At 71.7% G+C, this 25,831-nt stretch carries 28 protein-coding genes; 16 read left to right on the top strand and 12 right to left on the bottom strand.

Features of this window, described 5'->3' with window-relative positions; all coding sequences use genetic code 11:
- Positions 1-345: 345 nt before the first annotated feature.
- Complete coding sequence (locus ABT381_RS16865; protein WP_351594135.1) at positions 346-1,371, bottom strand: LacI family DNA-binding transcriptional regulator; 1,026 nt, start codon at positions 1,369-1,371, stop codon at positions 346-348.
- 24 nt (positions 1,372-1,395) lie between these two features.
- Complete coding sequence (locus ABT381_RS16870) at positions 1,396-2,208, bottom strand: response regulator transcription factor (protein ID WP_351594138.1); 813 nt, start codon at positions 2,206-2,208, stop codon at positions 1,396-1,398.
- 296 nt (positions 2,209-2,504) lie between these two features.
- On the opposite strand from ABT381_RS16870, the gene ABT381_RS16875 reads away from it, so the two are divergent.
- Positions 2,505-3,347: an alpha/beta hydrolase gene (locus tag ABT381_RS16875; RefSeq protein WP_351594141.1), complete on the top strand. Its 843-nt coding sequence runs from the start codon at positions 2,505-2,507 to the stop codon at positions 3,345-3,347.
- Between the two features lie 220 nt (positions 3,348-3,567).
- On the opposite strand, the gene ABT381_RS16880 is transcribed toward ABT381_RS16875, so the two are convergent.
- Complete coding sequence (locus tag ABT381_RS16880) at positions 3,568-5,589, bottom strand: ABC transporter ATP-binding protein (protein ID WP_467754471.1); 2,022 nt, start codon at positions 5,587-5,589, stop codon at positions 3,568-3,570.
- Positions 5,586-7,319, bottom strand: a complete 1,734-nt coding sequence (locus ABT381_RS16885; protein WP_351594144.1) for an ABC transporter ATP-binding protein — start codon at positions 7,317-7,319, stop codon at positions 5,586-5,588. Before ABT381_RS16885 ends, ABT381_RS16880 begins: the two co-directional genes overlap by 4 nt.
- A 97-nt stretch (positions 7,320-7,416) precedes the next feature.
- On the opposite strand from ABT381_RS16885, the gene ABT381_RS16890 reads away from it, so the two are divergent.
- From ABT381_RS16890 to ygfZ, 10 genes are all read left to right on the top strand, one after another.
- Positions 7,417-7,680 (top strand): MoaD/ThiS family protein, encoded by a 264-nt coding sequence (locus ABT381_RS16890; RefSeq protein WP_351594146.1) that lies wholly within the window; start codon positions 7,417-7,419, stop codon positions 7,678-7,680.
- 8 nt (positions 7,681-7,688) lie between these two features.
- Positions 7,689-8,882, top strand: a complete 1,194-nt coding sequence (locus ABT381_RS16895) for a hypothetical protein (RefSeq protein ID WP_351594149.1) — start codon at positions 7,689-7,691, stop codon at positions 8,880-8,882.
- Positions 8,883-9,019: 137 nt separating this feature from the next.
- Positions 9,020-9,733 carry an LmeA family phospholipid-binding protein gene (locus ABT381_RS16900; RefSeq protein ID WP_351594152.1) on the top strand — a complete coding sequence of 238 codons (714 nt, stop codon included), beginning with the start codon at positions 9,020-9,022 and terminating at the stop codon, positions 9,731-9,733.
- 224 nt (positions 9,734-9,957) lie between these two features.
- Positions 9,958-10,053: a putative leader peptide gene (locus ABT381_RS16905; protein ID WP_351594259.1), complete on the top strand. Its 96-nt coding sequence runs from the start codon at positions 9,958-9,960 to the stop codon at positions 10,051-10,053.
- A 133-nt stretch (positions 10,054-10,186) separates the two neighbouring features.
- Entirely contained in the window at positions 10,187-11,032 is an 846-nt protein-coding gene (locus tag ABT381_RS16910) for a sulfurtransferase (protein ID WP_351594155.1), read from the top strand.
- Between the two features lie 36 nt (positions 11,033-11,068).
- Complete coding sequence (locus ABT381_RS16915) at positions 11,069-11,356, top strand: DUF1416 domain-containing protein (RefSeq protein ID WP_030254814.1); 288 nt, start codon at positions 11,069-11,071, stop codon at positions 11,354-11,356.
- Between the two features lie 130 nt (positions 11,357-11,486).
- Entirely contained in the window at positions 11,487-11,744 is a 258-nt protein-coding gene (locus ABT381_RS16920) for a DUF3099 domain-containing protein (protein WP_351594159.1), read from the top strand.
- A gap of 267 nt (positions 11,745-12,011) precedes the next feature.
- Complete coding sequence (locus ABT381_RS16925) at positions 12,012-12,617, top strand: heme-binding beta-barrel domain-containing protein (RefSeq protein WP_351594162.1); 606 nt, start codon at positions 12,012-12,014, stop codon at positions 12,615-12,617.
- A gap of 41 nt (positions 12,618-12,658) precedes the next feature.
- A complete protein-coding gene (locus tag ABT381_RS16930) occupies positions 12,659-13,129 on the top strand; it encodes a Fur family transcriptional regulator (protein WP_351594165.1) in 471 nt (156 codons plus the stop codon).
- A gap of 55 nt (positions 13,130-13,184) precedes the next feature.
- The gene (gene ygfZ, locus ABT381_RS16935) at positions 13,185-14,168 is read left to right on the top strand and encodes a CAF17-like 4Fe-4S cluster assembly/insertion protein YgfZ (protein ID WP_351594168.1); all 984 of its coding nucleotides are present in this window, start codon (positions 13,185-13,187) and stop codon (positions 14,166-14,168) included.
- A 36-nt stretch (positions 14,169-14,204) separates the two neighbouring features.
- Here ygfZ and dtd read toward each other — a convergent pair whose 3' ends face one another.
- Complete coding sequence (dtd, locus tag ABT381_RS16940) at positions 14,205-14,630, bottom strand: D-aminoacyl-tRNA deacylase (protein ID WP_351594171.1); 426 nt, start codon at positions 14,628-14,630, stop codon at positions 14,205-14,207.
- A 410-nt stretch (positions 14,631-15,040) separates the two neighbouring features.
- On the opposite strand from dtd, the gene ABT381_RS16945 reads away from it, so the two are divergent.
- The 4 genes from ABT381_RS16945 (at position 15,041) to ABT381_RS16960 (ending at position 18,630) form a co-directional block, all read left to right on the top strand.
- Entirely contained in the window at positions 15,041-15,583 is a 543-nt protein-coding gene (locus ABT381_RS16945; RefSeq protein WP_351594174.1) for an RsiG family protein, read from the top strand.
- A gap of 155 nt (positions 15,584-15,738) precedes the next feature.
- Positions 15,739-16,761 carry an asparaginase gene (locus ABT381_RS16950; RefSeq protein ID WP_467754476.1) on the top strand — a complete coding sequence of 341 codons (1,023 nt, stop codon included), beginning with the start codon at positions 15,739-15,741 and terminating at the stop codon, positions 16,759-16,761.
- A gap of 116 nt (positions 16,762-16,877) precedes the next feature.
- Positions 16,878-18,119, top strand: a complete 1,242-nt coding sequence (locus ABT381_RS16955; protein WP_351594180.1) for a GNAT family N-acetyltransferase — start codon at positions 16,878-16,880, stop codon at positions 18,117-18,119.
- Between the two features lie 79 nt (positions 18,120-18,198).
- Positions 18,199-18,630: an ankyrin repeat domain-containing protein gene (locus ABT381_RS16960; protein WP_351594182.1), complete on the top strand. Its 432-nt coding sequence runs from the start codon at positions 18,199-18,201 to the stop codon at positions 18,628-18,630.
- Positions 18,631-18,857: 227 nt separating this feature from the next.
- Here ABT381_RS16960 and ABT381_RS16965 read toward each other — a convergent pair whose 3' ends face one another.
- Positions 18,858-19,439 carry a TetR/AcrR family transcriptional regulator gene (locus ABT381_RS16965; protein WP_351594184.1) on the bottom strand — a complete coding sequence of 194 codons (582 nt, stop codon included), beginning with the start codon at positions 19,437-19,439 and terminating at the stop codon, positions 18,858-18,860.
- A 98-nt stretch (positions 19,440-19,537) separates the two neighbouring features.
- On the opposite strand from ABT381_RS16965, the gene ABT381_RS16970 reads away from it, so the two are divergent.
- Positions 19,538-19,951 carry a VOC family protein gene (locus ABT381_RS16970; protein WP_351594186.1) on the top strand — a complete coding sequence of 138 codons (414 nt, stop codon included), beginning with the start codon at positions 19,538-19,540 and terminating at the stop codon, positions 19,949-19,951.
- 10 nt (positions 19,952-19,961) lie between these two features.
- On the opposite strand, the gene ABT381_RS16975 is transcribed toward ABT381_RS16970, so the two are convergent.
- The 6 genes from ABT381_RS16975 to ABT381_RS17000 all read right to left on the bottom strand — a co-directional run bounded on the left by ABT381_RS16975 (position 19,962) and on the right by ABT381_RS17000 (position 25,777).
- Positions 19,962-20,366, bottom strand: coding sequence for an RNA-binding S4 domain-containing protein (locus ABT381_RS16975; protein WP_351594189.1), 405 nt, complete (start codon positions 20,364-20,366; stop codon positions 19,962-19,964).
- An 84-nt stretch (positions 20,367-20,450) separates the two neighbouring features.
- On the bottom strand, positions 20,451-21,437 hold the full coding sequence (locus tag ABT381_RS16980; RefSeq protein WP_351594192.1) for an aldo/keto reductase: 987 nt from the start codon (positions 21,435-21,437) through the stop codon (positions 20,451-20,453).
- A 124-nt stretch (positions 21,438-21,561) separates the two neighbouring features.
- Complete coding sequence (locus ABT381_RS16985; RefSeq protein ID WP_351594195.1) at positions 21,562-22,320, bottom strand: class I SAM-dependent methyltransferase; 759 nt, start codon at positions 22,318-22,320, stop codon at positions 21,562-21,564.
- 56 nt (positions 22,321-22,376) lie between these two features.
- A complete protein-coding gene (locus ABT381_RS16990) occupies positions 22,377-24,800 on the bottom strand; it encodes an ATP-binding cassette domain-containing protein (protein WP_351594198.1) in 2,424 nt (807 codons plus the stop codon).
- A 112-nt stretch (positions 24,801-24,912) separates the two neighbouring features.
- Positions 24,913-25,329, bottom strand: coding sequence for a VOC family protein (locus tag ABT381_RS16995; protein ID WP_351594201.1), 417 nt, complete (start codon positions 25,327-25,329; stop codon positions 24,913-24,915).
- Between the two features lie 10 nt (positions 25,330-25,339).
- Positions 25,340-25,777, bottom strand: a complete 438-nt coding sequence (locus ABT381_RS17000; protein WP_351594204.1) for a helix-turn-helix domain-containing protein — start codon at positions 25,775-25,777, stop codon at positions 25,340-25,342.
- Positions 25,778-25,831 lie beyond the last annotated feature (54 nt).

The raw sequence follows: 25,831 nt of genomic DNA on the forward strand, positions 1-25,831 counted from the left end.
GGGCTGCGGCTCGCCGCCGTCGGCGGGCTGCGCCGGCGGCGCGTACGGGGGCGGCGGCGGGTAGGCGCCCGCGGGCCCGTAGGCGCCGAAGGACGCGTACGGAGTGGTCTGCTGTGCGTCGTACTGCGGGGTCTCATCGCCGCTGCGGCGGTAGCTCTCGGTCATGTCTACGACTCTGCGAGCCGTGCATGAGAACCACCTGAGAACGCCCTGAGAGGTCCGGCAGAAGTGGGTATGCCCGGTATAAAGACGACCTGGCCGAGCCTGGCCGGACTACCGCCACCCCCTCCTGGGTAACCCCCAGCTGGGGGGCCAGGGGCGTTCGAATCGCCCCGAGGGCCCCGCTCAGCCCCCGCAGCCGCAGGAGCCGCGGATCACCAGCCGCGACGGGTACTGCCGCAGCCGCTCCCGGCGCGAACCCGCCACCCGCAGCCCGTCGTCCAGTACGAGGTCAACGGCCGTACGGGCCATCGCCTCCCGGTCCGAACCGATCGTGGTGAGCGGCGGGTCGGTCAGCGCCGCTTCCTTCACGTCGTCGAAACCCGCCACCGCCAGCTCGCCGGGCACGTCGATGCGCAGCTCGCGGGCCGCGCGCAGCATGGCGATGGCCTGGTCGTCGGTGGCGCACATGACGGCCGGCGGCCGGTCCGGGCTCGCCAGGAGCTTCAGCGCGAGGGGGTACGCCTCGTAGCGGTTGTACGGGGCCTGGAAGTACCGGCCCTCCGTAGTCCGGCCGGCCTCCTGCATGGCCCGCTGCCAGCCCTTGACGTGGTCGGTGACCGGGTCGCCGGACTTCGGGGTCTCCTCCAGGCCGCCGAAGAACGCGACGTAGGGGTGGCCGTGCTCCAGGAGATGGCGGGTGGCGAGCTGGGCGCCGCCGATGTCGTCCGCCATGACGGCGACGTCGTCGATGGCGTCCGGGCGGCGGTGCAGCAGCACCACGCGCGCGTCCCAGGTGTCGATCTCGGCGGCGGCGTGCTCGCTGGGGCCCTGGCTGATCAGGATGAGCCCGGCGACCCGCATGCCGAGGAAGGCGCGGAGGTAGTGCACCTCGCGCTCGTCCTCGTAGTTGGCGTTGCCGACCAGCACCATCTTTCCGCGCTCGGAAGCGGCACGCTCCACGGCGTGCGCCATCTCCGCGAAGAACGGCTGGCGGGTGTCGGGGACGATCAGCCCTATGAGGTCGGTCCGCCGCGAGGCCATGGCCTGCGCCACCCGGTCCGGCCGGTACCCCAGCTCCTTGATCGCGGCGAGCACCCGCTCGCGCGTGGCCGGGGCGACCGGCCTCGGTCCGTTGTTGATGACGTAACTCACCACGGCGGTGGACGTCCCCGCCAGCCTCGCCACATCATCCCGCGTCACCTTGGCCACGCGCGGCAGTCTACGCGGGTCGTCCTACCGCTCGGCAGGGCGTACGCCGCTGGTCGCCGCGCCCCGGTCCGCGGTGTGCTCGCGGGCCTCGGCGGCGGCCCGCGCCGCCTTGCGCTCGGCCTCCTTGGCGGCCTTCTCCTTGGCCTCCTCGGCGGCCCGCTCGACCTTGTCCGGTACGACGAAGCGGTAGCCGACGTTGCGCACCGTGCCGATGAGCGACTCGTGCTCGGGGCCGAGCTTGGCGCGCAGCCGCCGTACGTGGACGTCCACCGTCCGCGTACCGCCGAAGTAGTCGTAGCCCCAGACCTCCTGGAGCAGCTGGGCGCGGGTGAAAACCCGGCCCGGGTGCTGCGCGAGGTACTTGAGCAGCTCGAACTCCTTGAAGGTCAGGTCCAGGACCCGGCCCTTGAGCTTGGCGCTGTAGGTCGCCTCGTCCACCGACAGGTCGCCGCTGCGGATCTCCATCGGGCTGTCGTCCGTGGAGATCTGCTGGCGGCCCATGGCGAGCCGCAGCCGCGCCTCGACCTCGGCCGGGCCCGCGGTGTCGAGCAGCACGTCGTCGATGCCCCAGTCGGCGGTGACGGCGGCGAGGCCGCCCTCGGTCACGACCAGGACGAGGGGACAGCCCGGGCCGGTGGAGCGCAGCAGCTGGCACAGCGACCGCACCTGGGGGAGGTCACGGCGGCCGTCGATGAGGATGATGTCCGCCCCGGGGGTGTCCACCAGGGCCGGACCTTCGGCCGGCGCGACGCGCACGCTGTGCAGCAGGAGGCCGAGCGCGGGCAGCACTTCCGTCGAGGGCTGGAGGGCGTTCGTCAGGAGCAGCAGCGAGCTCATCGCTGATCACCGCCCCGGGTCGTCCGTCGTTCCCTGTCCGTTCGGTGTTCCTGCACGCTTCGCTCGCCCATCGGTTCCTCCTCGGTCCCTGCCTGCGAGGACTTTTGCGGCACTGCTTCGTATGGTCGCGGGCCCCGCGCCCTTGCGAGGCTCGCGTGCCTCCGGAACGTGAGCACCGCAGTACGCTCCGCGCCCTGGAGCACACCCGCGCTCATCCGCGCACCGCGCGTCTGAAAGCACAAAAGGACCCGGGGGCTACGCTGCCCGGATCCTTCTTGCCCGACAGAATAGCCCACATGACTTCCCGAGCGGCGGCCGACTTTGCGCGATCTTGTGTTCCTTCGATCACTTCGAGTGGTCGGCGCGTGTCGCTGTTGACCGAGGACGGGGTACGTATCGAGGCCAATTATTCCCCCGCGGCGGGCGCTCCGCACGCCGCGCCGAACGGCCTCGTGGTGGTCCTCGCGCACGGCTTCACCGGCTCCCTGGACCGCCCCGCGCTGCGCCGCGCGGCCGCCGCCTTCGCGCAGTTCACCCCCGTGGTCACCTTCTCCTTCCGGGGGCACGGCCGGTCCGGCGGACGCTCCACGGTGGGCGACCGGGAGGTACTGGACCTGGCGGCCGCGGTGCGCTGGGCGCGCACCCTGGGCCACACCCGCGTGGCCACGGTCGGCTTCTCCATGGGCGGCTCGGTGGTCGTCCGGCACGCCGCGCAGTACCGCCCCGAACACGAGGGGCGCACAGGAGCGCACACCGACATGGTGGTGGCGGTGAGCGCCCCTGCTCGCTGGTACTACCGGGGTACCGCGGCGATGCGGCGGCTGCACTGGGTGGTGGAACGGCCATTGGGCCGTCTGGTGGGGCGGCTGGGGCTGCGCACCCGTATCCACGGCATCGCCTGGGACCCGGTCCCCCTCTCCCCCACCGAGGCCGCTCCGCTGATCGCCCCGACCCCGCTCCTGATCGTGCACGGCGACCGCGACCCGTACTTCCCCCTCGACCACCCCCGCGCCCTGGCCGCCGCGGCCGCGCCCGCCTCCACCGACCTGTGGATCGAGCACGCCTACGGCCACGCGGAGAACGCGGCGCCCCCGGAACTGCTGAAACGCATCGGCCAATGGCTGACGGCCCACGCGTGAGGTGCTGCGTCCCCCGCCGCTCCCTCACGCGTGACGGACCGTTTCCCCCCACCTCTCCCCCATGGGGGGATTTTTGGGCCCCTGCTCAACACAGTACGGGGAGGGTCTGACAACGGCGGGGCCGCCGGCACCCGGCAGGGCGGACGGCGGCGGGGCCGGCAAGGCCCGGCCGAGGCGGACGCGCCGGCAGCGCCCGGCCGAGCCCGGCGCTGACGAGCGCTCAGTCCGTCTCCGCCACCGCCTCCGCGAACTGGGCCGCGTACAGGCGCGCGTACGCGCCGTCGGCGGCCAGTAGGTCGTCGTGCGTGCCCTGTTCGACGATCGCGCCGGACTCCATGACCAGGATCAGGTCGGCGTCGCGGATCGTGGAGAGCCGGTGCGCGATCACGAAGCTCGTCCGGCCCGACCGCAGCTGCGCCATGGCCTGCTGGATGAGGACCTCGGTACGGGTGTCCACCGAGCTGGTCGCCTCGTCCAGGACCAGGATCGCGGGCTCGGCGAGGAACGCCCGGGCGATGGTGATCAGCTGCTTCTCGCCGACCGAGACGTTCGCGCCCTCCTCGTCGAGGACGGTGTCGTAGCCGTCGGGAAGGGTGCGCACGAAGCGGTCCACGTGGGTGGCCTTCGCCGCCTCGACGATCTTGTCCAGCGAGATGCCCTCGGGCGCGCCGTACGCGATGTTCTCCGCGATGGTGCCGCCGAACAGCCAGGTGTCCTGGAGCACCATGCCGATGTTGCCGCGCAGCTCCTCGCGGGCCATGGCGGCGATGTCCACGCCGTCCAGCGTGATCCGTCCGCCGCGTACCTCGTAGAACCGCATGAGGAGGTTGACGAGGGTGGTCTTGCCGGCGCCGGTGGGGCCGACGATGGCGACCGTCTGGCCGGGGTCCGCCTGCAGCGACAGGCCCTCGATGAGCGGCTTGTCCTCCTCGTAGCGGAAGGAGACGTCCTCGAAGGCGACCTTGCCCCGCACGTGGTCGGGGCGTGCCGGGCGCTGCCCGTCCGGCTCCTGCTCCTCGGCGTCCAGCAGCTCGAAGACCCGCTCGGCCGAGGCGACGCCGGACTGCACCAGGTTGGCCATCGAGGCGACCTGGGTGAGCGGCTGGCTGAACTGCCGGGAGTACTGGATGAACGCCTGGACGTCACCGATCGAGAGGGCGCCGGAGGCGACGCGCAGGCCGCCGACCACCGCGACCAGGACGTAGTTGAGGTTGCCGATGAACATCATCGCGGGCTGGATGATGCCCGAGATGAACTGCGCCCTGAAGCCCGCCTCGTAGAGCGCGTCGTTCTGCTCGCGGAAGAGCTCGGCGGACTCCTGCTGGCGGCCGAAGACCTTGACCAGGGAGTGGCCGGTGTACATCTCCTCGATGTGCGCGTTGAGCTTGCCGGTGGTCTTCCACTGCTGGACGAACTGCGGCTGCGCGCGCTTGCCGATCTTCGTGGCGACCACCACCGACACCGGCACGGTCACCAGCGCGACCAGCGCCAGCAGCGGCGAGATCCAGAACATCATCGCGAGCACGCCCACGATCGTCAGCAGCGAGGCGACGATCTGGCTGAACGTCTGCTGGAAGGTCTGCTGGATGTTGTCGATGTCGTTGGTCGCGCGGGAGAGCACCTCGCCGCGGGACTGCTTGTCGAAGTAGCGCAGCGGCAGCCGGGCCAGCTTCTCCTCGACCTGCTCGCGCAGCCGGAAGACGGTCCGCTGCACGGCCTTGGTGACGATGCGGGCCTGCACGAAGCCGAAGAGCGAGGAGGCCACGTAGATCGCCAGCACCCACAGCAGTACGGTGCCCACCGCGCCGAAGTCGATGCCCTGCCCCGGCGTGACCGGCATCGCGCCGAGCAGGTCGGCGAGCCCGTCCTTGCCCTGGTGGTGCAGGGCCTCGACGGCCTGTGCCTTGGTCAGCCCCGCGGGCAGCTGCCGCCCGACGATGCCGCCCATGATCAGGTCGGTGGCGTGGCCGAGCACCTTCGGCCCGGCGACCGTCAGCGCGACGCTGACCGTGCCGAGCAGCAGCGCGACGGTGACGATGGCGCGCTCGGGCCGCATCTGGCGCAGCAGCCGCTTGCCCGAGCCCTTGAAGTCCATCGACTTCTCGGTGGGCTGGCCGCCCATGAAGCGGGCCGGGCCCGCACCGGGTCTGGGTCCTGCCTGCGGGGCCGGCTTCTGCGCGGCGGCGCCCTTGTCCGGGGTGCTGCCCTTGTCCTGGGCACTGCCCTTGTCCGGGGTGGTCACGCCGCCTCCTGCTCGGTGAGCTGGGAGAGGACGATCTCCCGGTACGTCTCGTTGTCCGCCATCAGCTCGGTGTGCGTACCGGTGCCGACGACCCGGCCCTCGTCCAGGACGACGATCCGGTCGGCGCCGCGGATGGTGGACACCCGCTGCGCGACGATCACCACGGTCGCCCGGCCGGTCTCGCGGGCCAGCGCGGCCCGCAGGGCGGCGTCGGTGGCGTAGTCCAGCGCGGAGAAGGAGTCGTCGAAGAGGTAGATCTCGGGCCTGCGGACCAGCGCGCGGGCGATGGCCAGGCGCTGCCGCTGGCCGCCGGAGAAGTTGCCGCCGCCCTGTGCGACCGGCGCCTCCAGGCCGCCCTCCGTCCGCTCGACGAAGTCGCGGGCCTGCGCGGTCTCCAGCGCGTGCCACAGTTCCTCGTCGGTGGCGTCCGGCCTGCCGTAGCGCAGGTTGCTCGCGACGGTCCCGGAGAAGAGGTACGGCTTCTGCGGTACCAGGCCGATGGCGTCGGAGAGGGTGCGCGGATCGAGGTTGCGCACGTCCTCGCCGTCCACGAGCACCGTGCCGCCGGTCGCGTCGAAGAGCCGGGGCACCAGGCCGAGGAGGGTGGACTTGCCGCTGCCGGTGGAGCCGATGACGGCGGTGGTCTCGCCGGGGCGGGCGTGGAGGGTGATGTCCTTCAGTACCGGCTCCTCGGCACCGGGGAAGCGGAATTCGACGTCGCGCAGCTCCAGCTCGCCGTGGCGGCGCAGTTCGGTGACGCCGGCCGCGGGCGGGGTGACGCTGGTGTCGGTGGCCAGCACCTCCTGGATGCGCTCGGCGCAGACCTCGGCGCGCGGCAGCATCATGACCATGAACGTCGCCATCATGATCGACATCAGGATGTACATGAGGTAGCTGAGGAAGGCGGTGAGCGCGCCGATCTCCATGCCGCCGCTGTCGATGCGGTGCCCGCCGAACCAGACCACGGCCACACTGGAGGCGTTCACGATCAGCATGACCAGCGGGAACATCATCGACATCAGCCGGCCCGCGCGCAGCGAGACGTCGTAGAGGTCGGTGTTGGCGTGTCCGAAGCGGGTCCGCTCGTGCTGGTCCCGGACGAAGGCGCGGATGACGCGGATGCCGGTGATCTGCTCGCGCAGCACGCGGTTGACGGTGTCGATGCGCTCCTGCACGCCGCGGAAGAGCGGCCGCATCCGCCGCACGATCAGCGCCACCAGCAGGCCGAGCACGGGGACGATGACCAGCAGCAGGCCGGAGAGCGGCACGTCCTGGTTGAGCGCCATGACGACGCCGCCGATCATCATGATGGGCGCCGCGACCATCATCGTGAACGTCATCAGGACCAGCATCTGGACCTGCTGGACGTCGTTGGTGGTGCGCGTGATCAGCGAGGGCGCGCCGAAGCCGCCCAGCTCACGCGCGGAGAAGGACTGCACGCGGTCGAAGACGGCGGCGCGGATGTCGCGGCCGAGCGCCATGGCCGTACGGGCGCCGAAGTAGACGGCGCCGATCGCGCAGACGATCTGCAGCAGCGTCACGGCGATCATGAGGCCGCCGGTACGGAAGATGTAGCCCGTGTCCCCCTGCACGACACCGTTGTCAATGATGTCGGCGTTGAGGGTGGGCAGATAGAGGGTGGCCAGCGTCTGGATCAGCTGGAGGAGCACGATCAGCGATATCGAGCGTCTGTGGGGGCCAAGGTGTGCCCTGGCGAGTCGGACCAGCACTCGGTCGAGCTTATGCGAACGTTTGCCCGCAGCAACCGACTTTTCCCTGTCTCCGCGTAGGCCATCATGGAGGCGGCAACGAAGGAGAAGGGGCGTCGTGACAACAACAGGCACCGTGCGCTACTGGGCGGCGGCGAAGGCCGCTGCCGGTACCGCCGAGGAGCCGTACGCCGCGAGCACGCTCGCCGAGGCGCTGGACGCGGCGCGTGCGGCACACGCGGCGAACCCGGAGTTCGCGCGGGTACTGCAGCGCTGCTCGTTCCTGGTGGACGGCACCGCCGTCGGCACCCGGGACCATGCCACGGTCGAACTCGCCCAGGGCGGCACCGTCGAGGTCCTCCCGCCGTTCGCGGGAGGATGAGCGCCGAGATGAGCGACCAGCAGCACAACCCTTACGGGCAGCAGTACGGGCCTTACGAGCAGCAGTACGGGACGTACGACAACGCGCCGTACAACAGCGCGCCGTACGACAACGCGCCGTACGGCGACGGGGCGTACGGCAACGGGGCGTACGGAAGCGCCGGTCACGGCGACGGGGCGTACGGCGGTTACCCGTACGCCCAGGGCGGCGGCCACGGCGGCCACCCCCAGGACGCCTATGCCCACCCGCAGGCGCAGCCGCGGACGCAGACCTGGGAGGGCGACACCTGGGAGACCGACGCGCGGCAGCCCGCGCACGCGTCCGCCGCCGCCGAGACCACCCACCTGCCCGGCCAGCAGCACGTCGAGCAGGCGGCGGCGCAGGCCGCGGCGGTCCACGAGCCCGCGCAGCAGGCCGCCGCCGCGCCGCCCGAGGACCTCTCCCGCCTCGCGCCCAACCAGCGCGCCCGCGCCCTGGGCCACTCGCCGATCATCCCGCCCGGCTTCCAGTCGGCCGCGCTCACGGCGGGGCTCGCCGTGCTGCTCGCGCTGGCGGCGCCGCTGCCGCAGGTGTTCCCCGCCGTAGTGGTCGCGGTCCTGCAGGCGGTCACGGCGGCCGGCTGGTTCCGGCTGAACGGCATGTGGCCGGCCCGCCAGGGCATCGCGCTGGCGTTCCTCGGCGGCCTGGTCACCGATGTCGCGCTGCTGGCCACCGACCGGGACGACGCGCCCGTGGTGGGCATCGGCACGCTCGGCGTGTGGTGCCTGCTCGTCCTCGTCCTGCAGCTGCGCAACCGCAGCAGCGCGGACGAGCGGATGTACGCGCTGACGGCGGGCCTCACCTCCTCCGCGCTGGCGGTACTGGCCGCCGGCCACCTCGCCGCGGCGCCGCACGCCACGGTGATCGGCGCGGTCGCGGTGGCCGTCGCGGTGCTCGCCCGCGCGCTGCCGCTGCCCGGGCCCGTCTCCGTCGTACTGGCGCTGCTCGCCGCCACGGGCGCGGGCATCGCGGCCGGGCAGCTGGGCGACTACGGCACGGCCGGCGCCCTCCTCGGACTCGCGGCCGGCGGCTGCGCGCTGATCGGCCTGCGGGTGGCCAGCTACGACTACCCCTCGCGGTTCGTGCACCTGACGGCCGGCGTGGCGCTGCCGCTGGCGCTCGCGGCGCCCGCCGTCTATGTCCTGGGCCGCGCCCTCGGCTGACGATCTCCCCCGCCGGGGCAACCTCACGCGGCCGGTCACGCTCCTTATGTACGGAGGGTGACCGGCCGATTCGTACCGCCGCGCGAGTGGCCCGGTTAGGCTCGGCGCGTCACAGAAGCGTGGGGGGAAGGGGTTCGATGCGTGCTCTGAGAAGGCTCGTGGTGCTACTGGTCGTCGTCGGCGTGCTGTTCGTGGTCGCCGACCGGCTGGCGGTGAACTTCGCCGAGGACAAGGCGGCCGACAAGATCCGCGGCAGCCTGGGCCTGAGCGAGACGCCACAGGTCTCGGTCAAGGGCTTCCCCTTCCTCACCCAGGTCGCGAGCGGCGAGCTCACCGAGGTCGACGCCACGCTCGGCGGCATCGAGGCCACGGCCGAGGGACACCGGCTGCGCGTGACGGAGCTGTCGGCCCAGTTCCACGACGTGAAGCTGAGCAGCGACTACTCCTCCATCGAGGGCGCGGCCTCGGCGACCGGCGAGGCGCGGATCAGCTACGCCGACCTGACCAAGGCGGCGGGCGACGGCGTCCGCGTCGCCTACGGCGGCGCAGGTGGCGGCGCCGGCGGCGGCAAGAGCCAGGTCAAGATCTCGCCGGATGTCCCCGTGCTCAGCAATCTCGACGTGCTCGGCACGATCTCCACGGCGGGCGGCGACACGATACGGCTGCGCGCGGACGAGCTCCCCGGGCTGTGCACCGCGGTCCCCGGCTGCGAGGACAAGGTGCGGGCCCGCACGGACCACGACTGGAAGCTGGGGGAGCTGCCGGCCGGGCTGAAGCTGGACCGTGTGACGACCACCCGCGACGGCATAGTGGTCGCCGCGAAGGGCACCGACGTCAGGCTGCCGGGCTGATCGACGCCCCCGCCACACCCTCCGTACGGAGCTCGGCGTCCACCTCCTGAGACGCCGCCGTCCGTACCGCGACCGCTAGAGGCCGCCGGACCTGCTGTCCGGCGGCCTCCGGGCTACCCCGCACCGACTCCGGTTCCACATCGCGGACGAACACGTCTCAGCATCCGACACACCGGTGACACGCCCCGCCGTCCCTCTTTACGATCGGTGCCATGCAGAGCCTGATGAGCCGTTCCCGTACGCGGGGACAGGCGGATCTCACGAAGCGGCGGGCAGTCGACCTGTGCCGCGTCGCCGCCATGCTCTGTCGCTCTGTCTGACGGGTTTCTGCCACCCGTTCTCCCGGCCGCGAGGCCATTCCGCTTCTTTCCCGCGCAGCGCCGCGCGCTTCTGATGCCGCCGCGCGCACCGGCGTACCCCCGCGCATCCGCAACTGCCCCGGAGGAGAAAACCATGAGCCGTAGCGACGTCCTCGTCGACGCCGACTGGGTCGAGGCCCACATCGACGACCCCAAGGTGGTCATCGTCGAGGTGGACGAGGACACCTCGGCCTACGACAAGAACCACATCAAGAACGCGGTCCGCATCGACTGGCAGAAGGACCTGCAGGACCCGGTACGCCGTGACTTCGTCGACCAGGCGGGCTTCGAGAAGCTGCTGTCCGAGAAGGGCATCGCCAACGACGACACCGTCATCCTCTACGGCGGCAACAACAACTGGTTCGCGTCCTACGCCTACTGGTACTTCAAGCTCTACGGCCACCAGGACGTGAAGCTTCTCGACGGCGGCCGCAAGAAGTGGGAGCTGGACTCCCGCGACCTGGTCGACGGCTCGCAGGTGCCCAACCGCCCGGCGACCCAGTACAAGGCCAAGCCGCAGGACACCGCCATCCGCGCCTTCCGCGACGACGTCGTGAACGCGATCGGCAACCAGAACCTGGTGGACGTCCGCTCCCCCGACGAGTTCAGCGGCAAGCTGCTCGCCCCGGCGCACCTCCCGCAGGAGCAGTCGCAGCGCCCCGGCCACGTGACCGGCGCCCGCAACATCCCGTGGTCGAAGAACGCCAACGACGACGGCACCTTCAAGTCCGACGACGAGCTCAAGGCGCTGTACGAGGACGAGCAGGTCGACCTGGCCAAGGACACCATCGCCTACTGCCGCATCGGTGAGCGCTCCGCGCTCACCTGGTTCGTGCTGCACGAGCTGCTGGGCCAGGAGAACGTCAAGAACTACGACGGTTCCTGGACCGAGTACGGCTCGCTGGTCGGCGTGCCGATCGAGCTCGGCGCCGCGAAGTAAGCCCCGACCCTTCTCTCTACCCCTCAAGGAATTCCCATGTGTGGAGCACAGGCCGGCGGCCCCGACGCGTCGACCATCAAGCCCGGTGAGACCACGATCCAGGGCAGCGTGACCAAGGACGGCGAGCCCGTCACCGGTTACGTGCGCCTGCTGGACAGCACCGGCGAGTTCACCGCCGAGGTCCCCACCTCGGCGACCGGACAGTTCCGTTTCTACGCGGCCGAGGGCACCTGGACGCTGCGCGCGCTCGTCCCGGGTGGCACCGCCGACCGCACCGTGGTCGCCCAGCAGGGCGGCCTGGCGGAGGTCGCCATCGCCGTCTGAGGCGCCGCACAGCGGTACTTCTACGGCCGGAGGGCCGCACCCCAGGGGTTTGGACGCCTTGGCTGGGGGTGCGGCCCTCCGTGCGTGCATACGGTTTCCCCCCGCCGCCGCGCGGTCTTACCGTGGAGGTATGTCCGTCCAGCGCCGCCATCGCCGGTACTACGCCATGATGGCCGTCTGCATCGCGCTCTTCGTCCTGGCCTGGGGCGTGGTGCGGCTCTGGTCCGTCCCGGCGGCGGTGGCGATGTGCGTCGTCGCCATGGTCATCCCGCCCTTCGCGGCGATCGTGGCCAACCGCAGGGACCCGGGCGAACGCTGGTGGGACGAGTCCGGCGACCCGGAATCGGACCGCTGGTGGCGCGAGCTGGACGACAAAGGCCGCCGGTGAAGAGCGCTTCCAGGACACCGACGGCCCGCTGGGGCGGACCTCACAGCGCCGCCGCTTCGCACGGCGACTAGACTCACCCACGGTCCGTAAACCCTCACTCCGTCCGAGGAGCGCGCTCGTGCTTGAGGCATTCTTCACCACCCTGCTCGTGCTGGTCGGCATCGGCGTCATCGCCTTCGCCGGTCTGACCTGGAAGAAGCTGTACCAGGGCCAGCGCTGAGCCGCGGACCGAATCCTTCCCCTCTCCTATAGATCGCCTGAGCTCTCATGATCGAGATCCCGTCCGACCTGAACCCGGCCCTCGTACCGCTGGCCTTCCTCCTGGGCCGCTGGGAGGGTGCCGGCGTCGCCGACTTCCCCGGCACCGAGAAGTGCAACTTCGGGCAGGAGGTCACCTTCTCCCACGACGGCCGTGACTTCCTGGAGTACACCTCGCACAGCTGGGTGCTGGACGGGGAGGGCAAGAAGGTCCGCCCGCTGGAGACCGAGAGCGGCTACTGGCGCATCGACGCCGACCGCAAGGTCGAGATCGTCATGATCCGCGACCAGGGCATCGTGGAGGTCTGGTACGGCGAGCTGGCCGACCAGAAGCCGCAGATCGACCTGGCGACGGACGCCGTGGCCCGCACCGCGGCCGCCGGCCCGTACAGCGGCGGCAAGCGGCTGTACGGCTACGTCAACAGCGACCTGATGTGGGTCGGCGAGAAGGCCACGCCGGACGTCCCGCTGCGCCCGTACATGTCGGCCCACCTGAAGAAGGTCGCCGACGCGAGCCTCCAGGAGTGGGCGGAGAGCCTGCCCGACGACATGCCGGACGGCGTCTCCTTCTTCAACCCGGACGGCACCCCCTACAAGCCGCAGGGCGAGGCGTAAAGCCCGGCAGCCTGCACAGCGGGCGCACCTACACTGGGGGCGTGGTGACCACCGACTGGCAGAGCGACCTCCGCAAGCGCGGATACCGTCTGACCCCCCAGCGGCAGCTCGTGCTGGAGGCGGTGGACCGGCTGGAGCACGCCACGCCCGACGAGATCCTCACCGAGGTGCGCAGGACGGCGGGCGGCGTCAACATCTCCACGGTCTACCGCACCCTGGAGCTGCTGGAGGAGCTGGGGCTGGTCAGCCACGCCCACCTCGGGCACGGCGCGCCCACGTACCACCTCGCCGACCGGCACCACCACATCCACCTGGTGTGCCGGGACTGCACGGACGTGATCGAGGCCGATCTCTCGGTGGCGGCGCCCTTCACGGAGACGCTGCGCGAGCAGTTCGGCTTCGACACCGACCTCAAGCACTTCGCGATCTTCGGCCGGTGCAGGAAGTGCACGGCGAAGGCGGCGGACGCCGCGGCGCGGGCCGCCGAGTCGGACGGTACGGACGCGGGCTGACGTCCGGGGCGAGCGGGCCGACCCTCCGGTAGTACCGGGTCGTAGGCTGGTACTCATGCCACGTCCCTCAGAAGCCAGCCCCCTGCTGTCGCTGCCCGGTGCCGTCCCCGCCGAGGCCCCCGACGAAGGCGTCGCCGCGCACTACGGCGACCTCTTCCGCGAGCAACGCGCCCTCGCCGACGGCGCCGGCTTCGTGGACCTCTCGCACCGCGGCGTACTGACCGTCTCCGGCCCCGAACGGCTGACCTGGCTGCACCTGCTGCTCACCCAGCACGTCAGCGAGCTGGCGCCCGGCCACGCCACCGAGGCGCTGATCCTCTCCGCCAACGGCCACATCGAGCACGCCGTCTACCTCGTCGACGACGGCGAGACGACCTGGCTGCACACCGAGCCGGGCACCCAGGAAGCGCTGCTCGGTTACCTCGAGAGCATGAAGTTCTTCTACCGGGTCGAGGCCGCCGACCGCACGGACGAGATCGCCGTCGTGCACCTGCCGGCCGGCTCCATCGCCAAGACGCCCGGGGACGCCGCCGCCGTCCGCGAGACGCCGCACGGCCGCGACCTCTTCCTGCCGCGCGCCTCCCTGGAGGGCTTCGCCGCCGCGCACGGCCCCGCGATCGGCGTACTGGCCCTGGAGGCGCTGCGCGTCGAGGCGCACCGGCCGCGGCTCGGCCTGGAGACCGACCACCGCACCATCCCGCACGAGCTGGGCTGGCTCGGCACGGCCGTGCACCTGCAGAAGGGCTGCTACCGCGGCCAGGAGACCGTCGCCCGGGTCCACAACCTGGGGAAGCCGCCGCGCCGGCTGGTCTTCCTGCACCTGGACGGCAGCGAGGTGAAGCTGCCGGGGCACGGCGCGGCTGTCCGACTGGCGTCGGACGGTCCGGACGGGCGTCAGCTCGGCTTCGTCACGACCTCCGCCCGGCATTACGAGCTCGGGCCGATCGCGCTGGCCCTGGTGAAGCGCAACGTCCCGGTGGACGCGGAGCTGATGGCGGACGGCACGGCGGCGGCCCAGGAGATCGTGGTCGAGCCGTAAAAACCAGCCCGTCCGGCGATTGAGGACAACGGGCTTTCAGACCTCGACCAGCACCGTGAACGGGCCGTCGTTCGTCAAGGACACCTTCATGTCCGCGCCGAAGCGGCCCGTTTCCACGTGCGCGCCGAGCGCCCGAAGCTGCGCGACGACCTCGTCGACGAGCGGCTCGGCAACGGCCCCCGGGGCAGCCGCGTTCCAGGTGGGGCGGCGCCCCTTCCGGGCGTCCCCGTACAGCGTGAACTGGCTGATCACCAGCAGCCCCGCGCCCGTGTCCGAGCACGACTTCTCGCCGTCGAGGATGCGCACCGACCACAGCTTGCGTGCCAGCTGCGCGGCCTTCTCCGGGGTGTCGTCGTGCGTCACGCCGACCAGGACGCACAGCCCCTCCCCCACGACCTCGCCGACCGTCTCGCCCGCCACGTCGACGCGTGCGCCGTTCACCCTCTGCACCACTGCTCGCATACCGCCATGATGCCGGGCGCCACCCCAGGCCACCCCACGGGGTGCGGCGCCCCGTACCACCCGGACAGCCCAACGAGGCCGCACGACGTACCCCCACACGGACCGTTCGCGGGCCGATGACCCTGCGCGCGCACCACCCTCAGTGGCACGATGCCTGCACGAGGTGCGCGGGACCACACGGCTCCGGGACCGCACCGCACGAGGGGACGGACATACGCATGAGCACCGCCGGCGCCGGGCAGACACCCTCCGGTTCCGTACCATTTGCCCGTACATCCACCCAAGGGGCCGCGGCAGCGTCCGCGAGCGGGCCCCTGCCTCCGCCGACGACGACGTCCACGTCCCGGCCCGAGCCGGCGCCCTCGCCCGGGCGCCCGGCCGGGGCCGGTGACCGCACAGAGGATGGCCCCATGCTCCCCGCAGGCCCGGCACAGCCCCGCCCTCCGCTGCAGCGCGACCGCTTCCGTCCGGCCCCCCGGCCCGACCTCTCGGGGCTCGGCCTGCCCGAGATCCGCAAGCTGCGCCGGGACGCGCAGCAGGAGGAGGCCGACCTCAGCTACGTACGACGGCTGCTCCAGGGCCGGATCGACATCCTGCGCGCCGAGGCGGCCCGGCGGGCCGCGCCCCAGACCACGGTCCTGGACCGGCTGCCGGAGATCCTCACGGACGAGCCGTCGCGGCACCGCTCCTCGGCCCGGCACGTGACGGTCGGGACGCCGCACAGCGAGGAGTACCGCCGGCTGGCCGAGGACATGCTCGGCGAGGTCGAGCTGTCCGACCTGGGCGCACGGACGGACGCCGAGCTGCGGGAGGCGATGGCCCGGCTCGTGCAGTACGAGCGGCAGGTCTCGCTGCGCCGCCAGTCGCTGCAGCGCACGGCGGACGATTGCAGCGCGGAGATCGCCCGCAGGTACCGTGAAGGGGAAGCGCAAGTAGACGACCTGCTCTCCTGACGCGGAGGCCACCGGCCCGCGGAGGAGGCGGTCCGTGACCCGTCCCCGGAAGGCCCGCGATGACCTCCTCCTCCGCCGCCGAGCCCACGCCCGCGTCCACCGGACCGATATCCGGCGCGGACGCGCCGATATCCGACACCTCGCCCGAGGGGCCGATGTCCGGCGCCACGCCGAAGGGACCCGTATCCGGCGCCACGCCGGACGGGCCGGGAGCGGGCGGGCCCGCCCAGGCGCCCGTCTCCCCCGTGCTCGCCGAGGTCGTCCGGTCCGGCTTCGTCGAGGGCGTGCACCGCGGCTCGCTGGTCGTCCTGGCCGCCGACGGCAGCGTGGACCTGGCCCTCGGCGACATCTCCTCACCGGTCTTCCCGCGCTCGACGAACAAGCCGATGCAGGCCGCCGCGATCCTCCGGGCCGGCCTGGACCTCTCCGGCGAGCGGCTGGCCCTGGCCGCCGCGAGCCACTCCGGAGAAAGCTTTCACCTCGATCTCGTCCAGAAGATGCTCGCCGAGCACGGCCTCTCCCCCGAGCAGCTGCAGACCCCGCCCGACCTGCCGCTGGACCCCACCGAGGCGGAGAACTACCTGGCGGCCGGCAAGGTCCGCGACCGGCTGACCATGAACTGCTCCGGCAAGCACACCGCGATGCTCGCCGTCTGCGCCGCGAACGGCTGGCCGCTGGAGAGCTACCTCGACCAGCACCACCCGCTCCAGCAGCTGGTCCTGCAGGCCGTACGGGACGCGAGCGGCGAGGCCGTCGACCACATCGGCACGGACGGCTGCGGCGCGCCCCTGATGGCGCTCTCGCTGACCGGCCTGGCCCGCTCCTACCGGCACTTCGTCGTGGCGGAGCCCGGCACGCCCGAGCGCCGGGTCGCGGACGCCATGCGCGCCCACCCGGAGTACGTCGCCGGCACCCGCCGCCCCGACACCTGGCTGATGCGCGAGCTCCCCGGCGTGCTGTCCAAGATGGGCGCGGAGGCCGTACAGGCGCTGGCGCTGCCCGACGGCCGCGCGCTCGCCTTCAAGATCGACGACGGCGCGACCCGCACGCTCGGCCCGGTCCTGGCCCGCACGCTGCGCCTGATGGGCGTCGACGCCCCGGTACTCGACCGCATCGCGGACGTCCCCCTCCTGGGCGGCGCCGAGCGGGTGGGGGAAATCCGGGCGGCGGCGTTCTGACCGTCCGTGGCTCGGGCCCTGACCTCGGGCACGGCCTCACGGGCGGCTGATCCACAGCCTCGCGCTCGCCGATAATCCGGGCGACAACCCGTCAGACACGCGCCTACGGTACGGACATGGGTCTTGAGGTGCGCACGGTCAGCGAGGACGAGTTCCCCGGCTGGATGGAGGCGATGGCCACCGGCTTCCTCCAGCCGCCGGGGGTGACCAAGGAAGAGATCGAGTTCCGCCGCGGCGGCACCGATCTCACCCGTACACAGGGCGCGTTCGACGGCGGGCGCTGCGTCGCGACCTTCCGCAGCTTCCCGCAGGAGCTGACCGTCGTGGGCGGCGCGCGAGTGCCCACCTGCGCCGTGTCGCAGGTGACCGTCTCCCCCACGCACCGCCGCCGCGGTCTGCTCAGCCGCATGATGGCCGAGGACATGGCGGCGGCGCGGGAGCGCGGCGAGGTGGTGGCCTCGCTGATCGCCGCCGAGTACCCGATCTACGGGCGGTACGGCTTCGGCCCCGCCACGTGGTTCACGGAGTGGCGCATCGACGTGGCCCGCGCCCGGCTCGACTCCCGGTACGCGGGCCCGCAGGACGGCGCCCGGGTGGATTTCGCGACCCCCGAGGAGGTGCGCGCCCTCGGCCCCGTCCTGCACGACCGCTTCCGCGCCCGGCAGCCCGGCGCGGTCACGCGCGGCGAGCGCTGGTGGCGGCAGGCGACCGGCGACGTCCAGTGGCCCGCGCTGGAGTGGAAGGAGCCGTACCACGCGGTGTACCGCTCCCCGTCCGGCGAGGTCGAGGGCCTGGTCACGTACACCAGCGACGACCGCTGGGAACACAAGCGGCCCGAACAGACCGTCCAGGTCCAGAAGTTGCTCGCCATCACTCCCGAGGCCGAGCGGGCCCTGTGGCACTTCCTCTGCTCGATCGACTGGATCCTGCACGTGAAGACCGGGCACCGCGCCCCCGACGACCTGGTGCCGCTGCTGCTCGGCGACCCGCGCGCCGCGAGCGTCGAGGCGCACGCCGACTACCTGTGGCTGCGGCCGCTGGACGTACCGCGGCTGCTGGCGGCGCGTACGTACGGCGGATCCGGGTCACTGGTCCTGGAGGTGCGGGACGCGGATGGGTACGCCGCGGGCCGGTACCACCTCGACGCCGGGCCCGAAGGCGCCACCTGCACGCGCACCACCCGCTCCGCCGACCTCACCCTGGACGCCCGGGAGCTGGCCGTGCTCTACCTCGGCGACGAGTCCGCCACGCGGCTCGCGGCGCTCGGCCGGATCCAGGAGGACCGGCCGGGCACGCTCGCCACCGCGGACGCGCTGCTGCGGACGGCGCGCCGGCCGTGGTGCCCGGACACCTTCTGAGGCGTACCGTCGTCAACGGCCGTGGCCTGCATAAAGTGGCGGGTGCAGGCGCACACCACGAGAGCAGGAGGCCGACAGCATGAGCGAGACGACACCAGGCGCACAGGGGCCCGAGTCGATCGAGCACGCGCACGACCCCGAGGTGCTGCAGCTGGCGGCCAAGGTCTTCGACCTGGCCCGGCAGGGCGACACCGACACGGTCGCCGCGTACGTCGACGCCGGGGTGCCCGCCAACCTCACCAACGACAAGGGCGATTCGCTCCTCATGCTGGCCGCGTACCACGGCCACGTCGCGACCGTCGAAGCCCTGCTCCAGCGCGGCGCGGACGCCGACCGCGCCAACGAACGCGGCCAGACCCCGATCGCGGGCGCGGTCTTCAAGGGCGAGGACGCGATCGTACGACTCCTCCTGAGCCACGGCGCGGACCCGGCAGCGGGCTCACCGTCCGCGGTGGACACGGCCCGCATGTTCGAAAAGAAGGAACTGCTGGAGCTGTTCGAGGAGCGGTGAGCTGCTTGGCGTACGCTCCCGTCGTAACTCCCGCGTGAGGCAGTGGGCGTACGCCTGACCAGGGAATCCGGGGGTCCGGGGACCCCAAGGACCCCGGGGATCCGGGGATCCGGGAATCCGGGAACCCGGGACTCCGGGGATCCGGGACTCCGGGGATCCGGGACTCCGGGGATCCGGGGATCCGGGGATCCGGGGATCCGGGGATCCGGGGATCCGGGGATCCGGTCTCAGGAGGGCCCGGCCGGGATCACCCGGTCGACCAGGGCGGCGATCAGCCCGTCCGCCTCCTCGGCCGGCACCACGCCCGGCAGCGTGAGCTGCTCCAGCATCAGCCCGGTCATCGTGAGATACATCAGCAGCACGGCCGTACGGTCGCCCGGCAGCCCGCCCTCACTGTGGAAGCGGAGATCGTCCTCCAGCGCGCCGCGCATGGTGGCGGTCAGCTCTTCCCGCAGCTCGGGCCGCCGGGTGGCCTCCAGGCGCAGTTCGAGCATCGCCAGGTAACCGGTGCGGTTCGCACTCACCCTGCGGTTGATCCACCCCATCAGCTCGGTCACCAGCTCGCGCCCGCGCGGCGCCGTCATGACCTCGGCGACCTCGTCCGGGTCCGGCGCGATGCGCTGGTGGATCTGCCCGGTGACCTGCGCCAGCAGCTCGTCCCTGCTGGCGAAGTAATTGGACGCCGTACCCTTCGGCACGGCCGCCTCCGCGTCCACGGCGCGGAACGTCAGCCCGCGCGCACCGTCCCGCGCCAGCACCTCGATCGCCGCGTCCACCAGCGCCGTACGCCGCTCCGGATTGCGCACCACCGACAGCCTCCTCGCCTTACTCCCTTGCAACCACTACACCCAACGTACTACACATAGAGTGGTTAGCGGCGCACGGCCGCCAACAGGGAGGGGAACCCATGCGCTTCGAGAAGCTGGGCATCGCCGTACTGACCGACGACACCGCCGCCAGCAGCCGCTTCTACACCGAACACTTCGGCTTCACCCAGGTCGCCGACCTGGGCTGGTACGCCAGCCTGCACCACCCCGAACACCCCGCGTACGTACTGGACTTCGTCCAGCGCGGCCACGAGTCCATGCCGGAGGGCTTCCGCACCCAGGACACCGCGGGACTCTGCCTCGCCTTCCTCGTCGCGGACGCGGCCGCCGAAGAGGCCACGCTGCGCGAACGGGGCGTCCCGATCACCAATCCGCTCCGCGACGAGCCGTGGGGCCAGCGCCGCTTCAACGTCCGCAGCCCGGAAGGCACCCTGATCGAAGTACTCCAACTCATCGCCCCGGACCCCACTTGGCTGGCGGCGAATGGGGGGTGAGGCTCGATGATCACCCGCGAGGCGGCTCGCCGGGGCCCTCCTGCCGGGACCACAGTCGTTCCATCTCCCGGCGGTCGCGCTTGGTCGGGCGGCCCGCGCCGCGGTCGCGGATCGGGACCTGCACGGCGATCTCGCGCGGCGGCGGGGGCGGGCTGTTGTCGACGTAGCACTCGACCGCGACCGGTGCCCCGACCCGCTTCTTCACGAGCCGCTTCACCACCACGACCCGCTCCCGCCCGGCGTGCCGCAGTCGCACCTCGTCGCCGGTCCGCAGGCCGTGCGCCGCCTTCACGCGCTCGCCGTTGACCCGTACGTGCCCGCCCCGGCACGCCGTGGCCGCCATCGACCGTGTCTTCATGAGCCGCACGGACCAGATCCAGCTGTCGATCCGCACGCTCCCCTCGTCCTCACTCATGTCTCCGACTTTACGGCGGTACGGCGCGGGGCGAGCGGACCTGTGGACAACTCCGGGGTTGTGGACAACCCCGTCACCGTCGGGTCAGCGGTTCACGAAGGTCAGGCTCGTCTCGTCGTACCGGGTACCGGCCACCGCCTCGGCCGGCGCCACCGCGTCGATGGCGGCCAGCTCGTCGGCGGACAGCCCGATGGCGACCGCCGCGACGTTCTCCAGCAGGTACTTCTCGCGGCGGGTGCCCGGGATCGGCACGACGTCCGCGCCGCGGTGCTGCACCCACGCCAGCGCCAGCTGCCCGGCCGTGATGCCCTTCTCGGCGGCCAGCTCGTGCAGCTGCTCGACGATGGCGAGGTTGCGCTCCAGGTTGCCGTCGGCGAAGCGCGGCTGCGTACGGCGTACGTCGCCCTCCGCCAGGCTTTCCACGGACCTGTACTGCCCGGTGAGGAACCCGCGGCCGAGCGGCGAGAACGGCACGACCCCGATGCCCAGCTCCCGGCAGACCGGCGCGATCTCCTCCTCCAGATCCCGCGTCCACAGCGACCACTCGCTCTGCAGCGCGGCGATCGGATGCACCGCGTGCGCCCGCCGGATCGTCTCCGCGCCCGCCTCGGACAGCCCGAGGTGCCGCACCTTGCCGGCCGCGACCAGCTCCGCCATCGCCCCGACCGTCTCCTCGATCGGCACCTCGGGGTCGACGCGGTGCTGGTAGTACAGGTCGATGTGGTCGACGCCGAGCCGGCGCAGCGAGGCGTCGCACGCCTGGTGTACGTACGCGGCGTCGCCCCGGATCGCGGTCGGCTCGCCGAGCTTGTTGGCGAAGCCGAACTTCGTGGCGATCACGGCGCGGTCGCGGCGGTCGGCGACGGCCCGTCCGACCAGTTCCTCGTTGTGCCCGGCCCCATAGAAGTCGGAGGTGTCCAGGAGGCTCACACCGAGGTCGAGCGCGCGGTGGATGGTCGCGATCGACTGCGCGTCGTCCGAAGCGCCGTACCCGTGGCTCATCCCCATGCAGCCCAGTCCCTGCGCGGAGACGGTCAGGGCGCCGAGCTGCCGGGTGGGAATGCTGGTCATGCGATTACCTCCTGAAGTGCCCCGTCCCCCGTGGGCGAGGACTGTTTCGGGCTCACGTCAGGGACGGTAGGAGTTGGAGCGCACTCGAAGTCAACCGCCGCCCCCCTTCACCCCCTTCACCATCTCACTCCGGCTTGCGCGCCTCGATCAGGAACCGGGTGGAGTGGGCGATGAACGGCCCCTCCTCCTGGATCTTCTCGTGCAGTTCGCGCAGCCGGTCCCGGTACTGCCCGACGGTGAAGCCGGGCACCATCCAGATCACCTTCCGCAGGAAGTAGACGACCGCGCCGACGTCGAAGAACTCCATCCGCAGCCGCTCGAACCGCAGGTCGGCGATCTCCAGCCCGGCGGCCTCGGCCGCCGCCCGGTCGTGGTCCGGGTGCCGGGCCCGCCGGGCCTCGGGCTGCGGTCCCAGGAAGTACTCCACCAGCTCGAACACGCTCTCGTGCCCCACGTGCTGCGCGAAGTACGTGCCACCTGGCCGCAGTACGCGCGCGATCTCCGCCCACCACACCGTCGCCGGGTGCCGGCTGGTCACCAGGTCGAACGCGTCGTCGGCGAACGGCAGCGGCGGCTCGTCCGGATCGGCGACGACCACCGCGCCGCGCGGGTGCAGCAGCCGGGTCGCCTTGGTGACGTTCGGCGGCCAGGACTCGGTCGCCACCATCACCGGCGGCAGCTTCGGCGCCCCGGCGAGCACCTCGCCCCCACCGGTCTGGACGTCCAGCGCGGCCGACACCCCCGCCAGCCGCTCCCCCATAAGCCGCTGATACCCCCACGAGGGCCGCGCCTCCGTGGCCCGCCCGTCCAGCCACGAAAAGTCCCACCCCTCGACGGACACGGATTCGGCCTCGTCCACCAGCTCATCAAAACCACGCACCATACCGGCATCCTCACCCCGCCCCTCGCCGGCGGCAAACGAGTTACGGGAGCCTCGCCTCAGCGCATCGAAGAGCCGCCGACGTACGCCGCCAGATGCTCGCCAGTGAGCGTGGAACCGGCGGCGACGAGGTCGGTAGGCGTGCCTTCGAAGACGATGCGGCCGCCGTCGTGACCGGCGCCGGGGCCGAGGTCGATGATCCAGTCGGCGTGCGCCATGACCGCCTGGTGGTGCTCGATGACGATGACCGACTTGCCGGCGTCGACGAGCCGGTCGAGCAGGCCGAGCAGCTGCTCGACGTCGGCGAGGTGGAGGCCGGTGGTCGGCTCGTCGAGGATGTAGACGCCGCCCTTGTCTCCCATGTGGGTGGCCAGCTTGAGCCGCTGCCGTTCGCCGCCGGAGAGGGTGGTCAGCGGCTGCCCGAGCGAGAGGTAGCCCAGGCCGACGTCGGCGAGCCGGGTGAGGACGCGGTGCGCGGCCGGTGTGCGGGCCTCGCCGGCGCCGAAGAACTCCTCGGCCTCGGTCACCGACATCGCGAGCACCTCGCTGATGTCGCGGCCGCCGAGGCGGTACTCCAGTACGGACGCCTGGAACCGCTTGCCCTCGCACTCCTCGCAGGTGGTGGCGACGCCCGCCATCATCGCCAGGTCGGTGTAGATGACGCCGGCGCCATTGCAGGTGGGGCAGGCGCCCTCGGAGTTGGCGCTGAACAGCCCGGGCTTCACGCCGTTGGCCTTGGCGAACGCCTTGCGGATCGGGTCGAGCAGCCCGGTGTACGTCGCCGGGTTGCTCCGTCGCGAGCCGCGGATCGCGCCCTGGTCGACCGACACCACGCCCTCGTCGGCGGCCCCCGGCCCCTTGACCAGCGACCCCTGTACGAGCGAGCTCTTGCCGGAGCCCGCGACGCCGGTGATGACGGTCAGTACGCCGAGCGGGATGTCGACGTCGACGTCGCGCAGGTTGTGCGTCGTCGCGCCGCGGATCGGAAGCCGGCCGGTGGGCTTGCGCACCGTCTCCTTGAGGGCGGCCCGGTCGTCGAAGTGGCGGCCGGTGACGGTGCCGCCGGCCCGCAGCCCCTCGACGGTGCCCTCGAAGCAGACGCTGCCGCCCGCGGTACCGGCGCCGGGGCCAAGGTCGACGACGTGGTCGGCGATCGCGATCGTCTCCGGCTTGTGCTCCACGACCAGTACCGTGTTGCCCTTGTCCCGCAGCCGCAGCAGCAGGTTGTTCATCCGCTGGATGTCGTGGGGGTGCAGGCCGATGGTGGGCTCGTCGAAGACGTAGGTGGCGTCGGTGAGCGACGACCCGAGGTGGCGGATCATCTTGACGCGCTGCGCCTCGCCGCCCGACAGGGTGCCCGACGACCGGTCGAGCGAGAGGTAGCCGAGGCCGATCTCCACGAACGAGTCGAGGCTCTGCTGCAGCGCGGTGAGCAGCGGCGCCACCGACGGCTCGTCGAGACCGCGTACCCATTCGGCCAGGTCGCTGATCTGCATCGCGCACGCGTCGGCGATGTTGATCTCGCCGATCCGCGACGACCGAGGGGCCTCGCTGAGCCGGGTGCCGTCGCACTCGGGGCAGGTGGCGAAGGTGACCGCCCGGTCCACGAACGCCCGGATGTGCGGCTGCATCGCCTCCTTGTCCTTGGACAGGAACGACTTCTGGATCTTGGGGATCAGGCCCTCGTAGGTGAGGTTGACACCGTTGACCTTGACCTTGACCGGCTCCCCGTAGAGGAAGGCCCGCATCTCCTTCTTGGTGTACTCGCGGATCGGCTTGTCCGGGTCGACGAAGCCGGACTGGGCATAGACCTGCACGGTCCACTGACTGTCCGACTTCCAGCCGGGGATGGTGAACGCGCCCTCGGTGAGCGACTTGGAGTCGTCGTAGAGCTGGGTGAGGTCGATGTCGGAGACCGCGCCGCGGCCCTCGCAGCGCGTACACATGCCGCCGGTGCGGCTGAAGGTCACCTTCTCCGTCTTGGTCCTGTCGGCACCGCGGTCGACCCTGTAGCCACCGCTCGCCGTCACCGAGGCGACGTTGAAGGAGTACGCGCCGGGCGGGCCGATGTGCGGCTTGCCGAGCCGGCTGAAGAGGATGCGCAGCATCGCGTTGGCGTCGGTCGCGGTGCCGACCGTGGAGCGCGGGTCGGCACCCAGCCGCTGCTGGTCGACGGTGATCACGGTCGTCAGTCCGTCGAGCACGTCGACCTCGGGCCGCGCGAGCGTCGGCATGAAGCCCTGCACGAAGGCGCTGTACGTCTCGTTGATCAGCCGCTGCGACTCCGCGGCGATCGTGTCGAACACCAGCGAGCTCTTGCCCGAGCCGGAGACGCCGGTGAACACCGTAAGCCGCCGCTTCGGGATCTCGATGCTGACGTCCTTGAGGTTGTTCTCGCGCGCGCCGTGCACGCGGATCATGTCGTGGCTGTCGGCAACGTGCGGCGCGGGCGCCTGCGCGCCGGCCCTCTTGGCCGTACTCATCGTGTCTCCCTCTGCCAGGCTGTCGGGCGCTTCCGCACCGGCACGGCTTCTGATCGCGGACCGACGCCGGTCGGTGCGGTGCCCCGCCGGCGTCGGGTGTGAACACGGGCTCTTACTTGGTGCGGGGCTGGTTGAAGCGCAGCATGTTGCCCGCGGGGTCGCGGAAGGCGCAGTCGCGGACCCCGTACGGCTGGTCCATGGGCTCCTGCAGCACCTCGGCGCCCGATGCCTGGATGCGCTCGAAGGTGGCGTCGCAGTCGTCGGTCGAGAAGATCACGCCGCGCAGCATGCCCTTGGCCAGCAGCTCCGCCATGGCCTGTCTGTCGGCCGGCGAGGCGTTCGGGTCGGCGGCGGGCGGTTCCAGCACGATCTCCACGCCGGGCTGCGTCGGCGAGCCGACCGTCACCCAGCGCATGCCCTCGAACCCGACGTCGTTGCGCACCTCGAGTCCGAGCACGTCCCGGTAGAAGGCGAGCGCCTTGTCGTGGTCGTCGACGGCGATGAAGCACTGCGAAAGGTTGATGTCCATGGAGCTCACGCTACGGGCGGGGCGCGCGCCTGGCTTCTCCATTCGTGACCGGTTTCGCGTTCCTGACCGGGCGCGTGAAGATCTTGGCGACGCAGGCCGGGATGGCCGCCCCCTGCTCGTGCGGGCGTGCCCGGTACGCGCTCGGGCTCTCGCCCACCAGCTCGGTGAACCGCGAGCTGAACGACCCCAGCGACGTACATCCGACCGCGAAGCAGACCTCCGTCACCGACAGGTCGCCGCGCCGCAGCAGAGCCTTGGCCCGCTCGATCCTGCGGGTCATCAGGTAGCTGTACGGCGTCTCCCCGAAAGCGGCGCGGAAGCTGCGGGAGAAGTGGCCGGGCGACATGTGCGCCGCGCGGGCCAGCGCGGGGACGTCGAGCGGCTCCGCGTACTCGCGATCCATCAGGTCACGGGCCCGACGGAGCGAAACCAGGTCCGATAGCGTCACGCGACCAGCATCCCACGCCTGGCCCAGCGACCGCCTTGCCCAGCACGCGGGAGC

Source organism: Streptomyces sp. NPDC000151 (genome assembly GCF_040301705.1).
Taxonomy (GTDB): Bacteria; Actinomycetota; Actinomycetes; order Streptomycetales; family Streptomycetaceae; genus Streptomyces.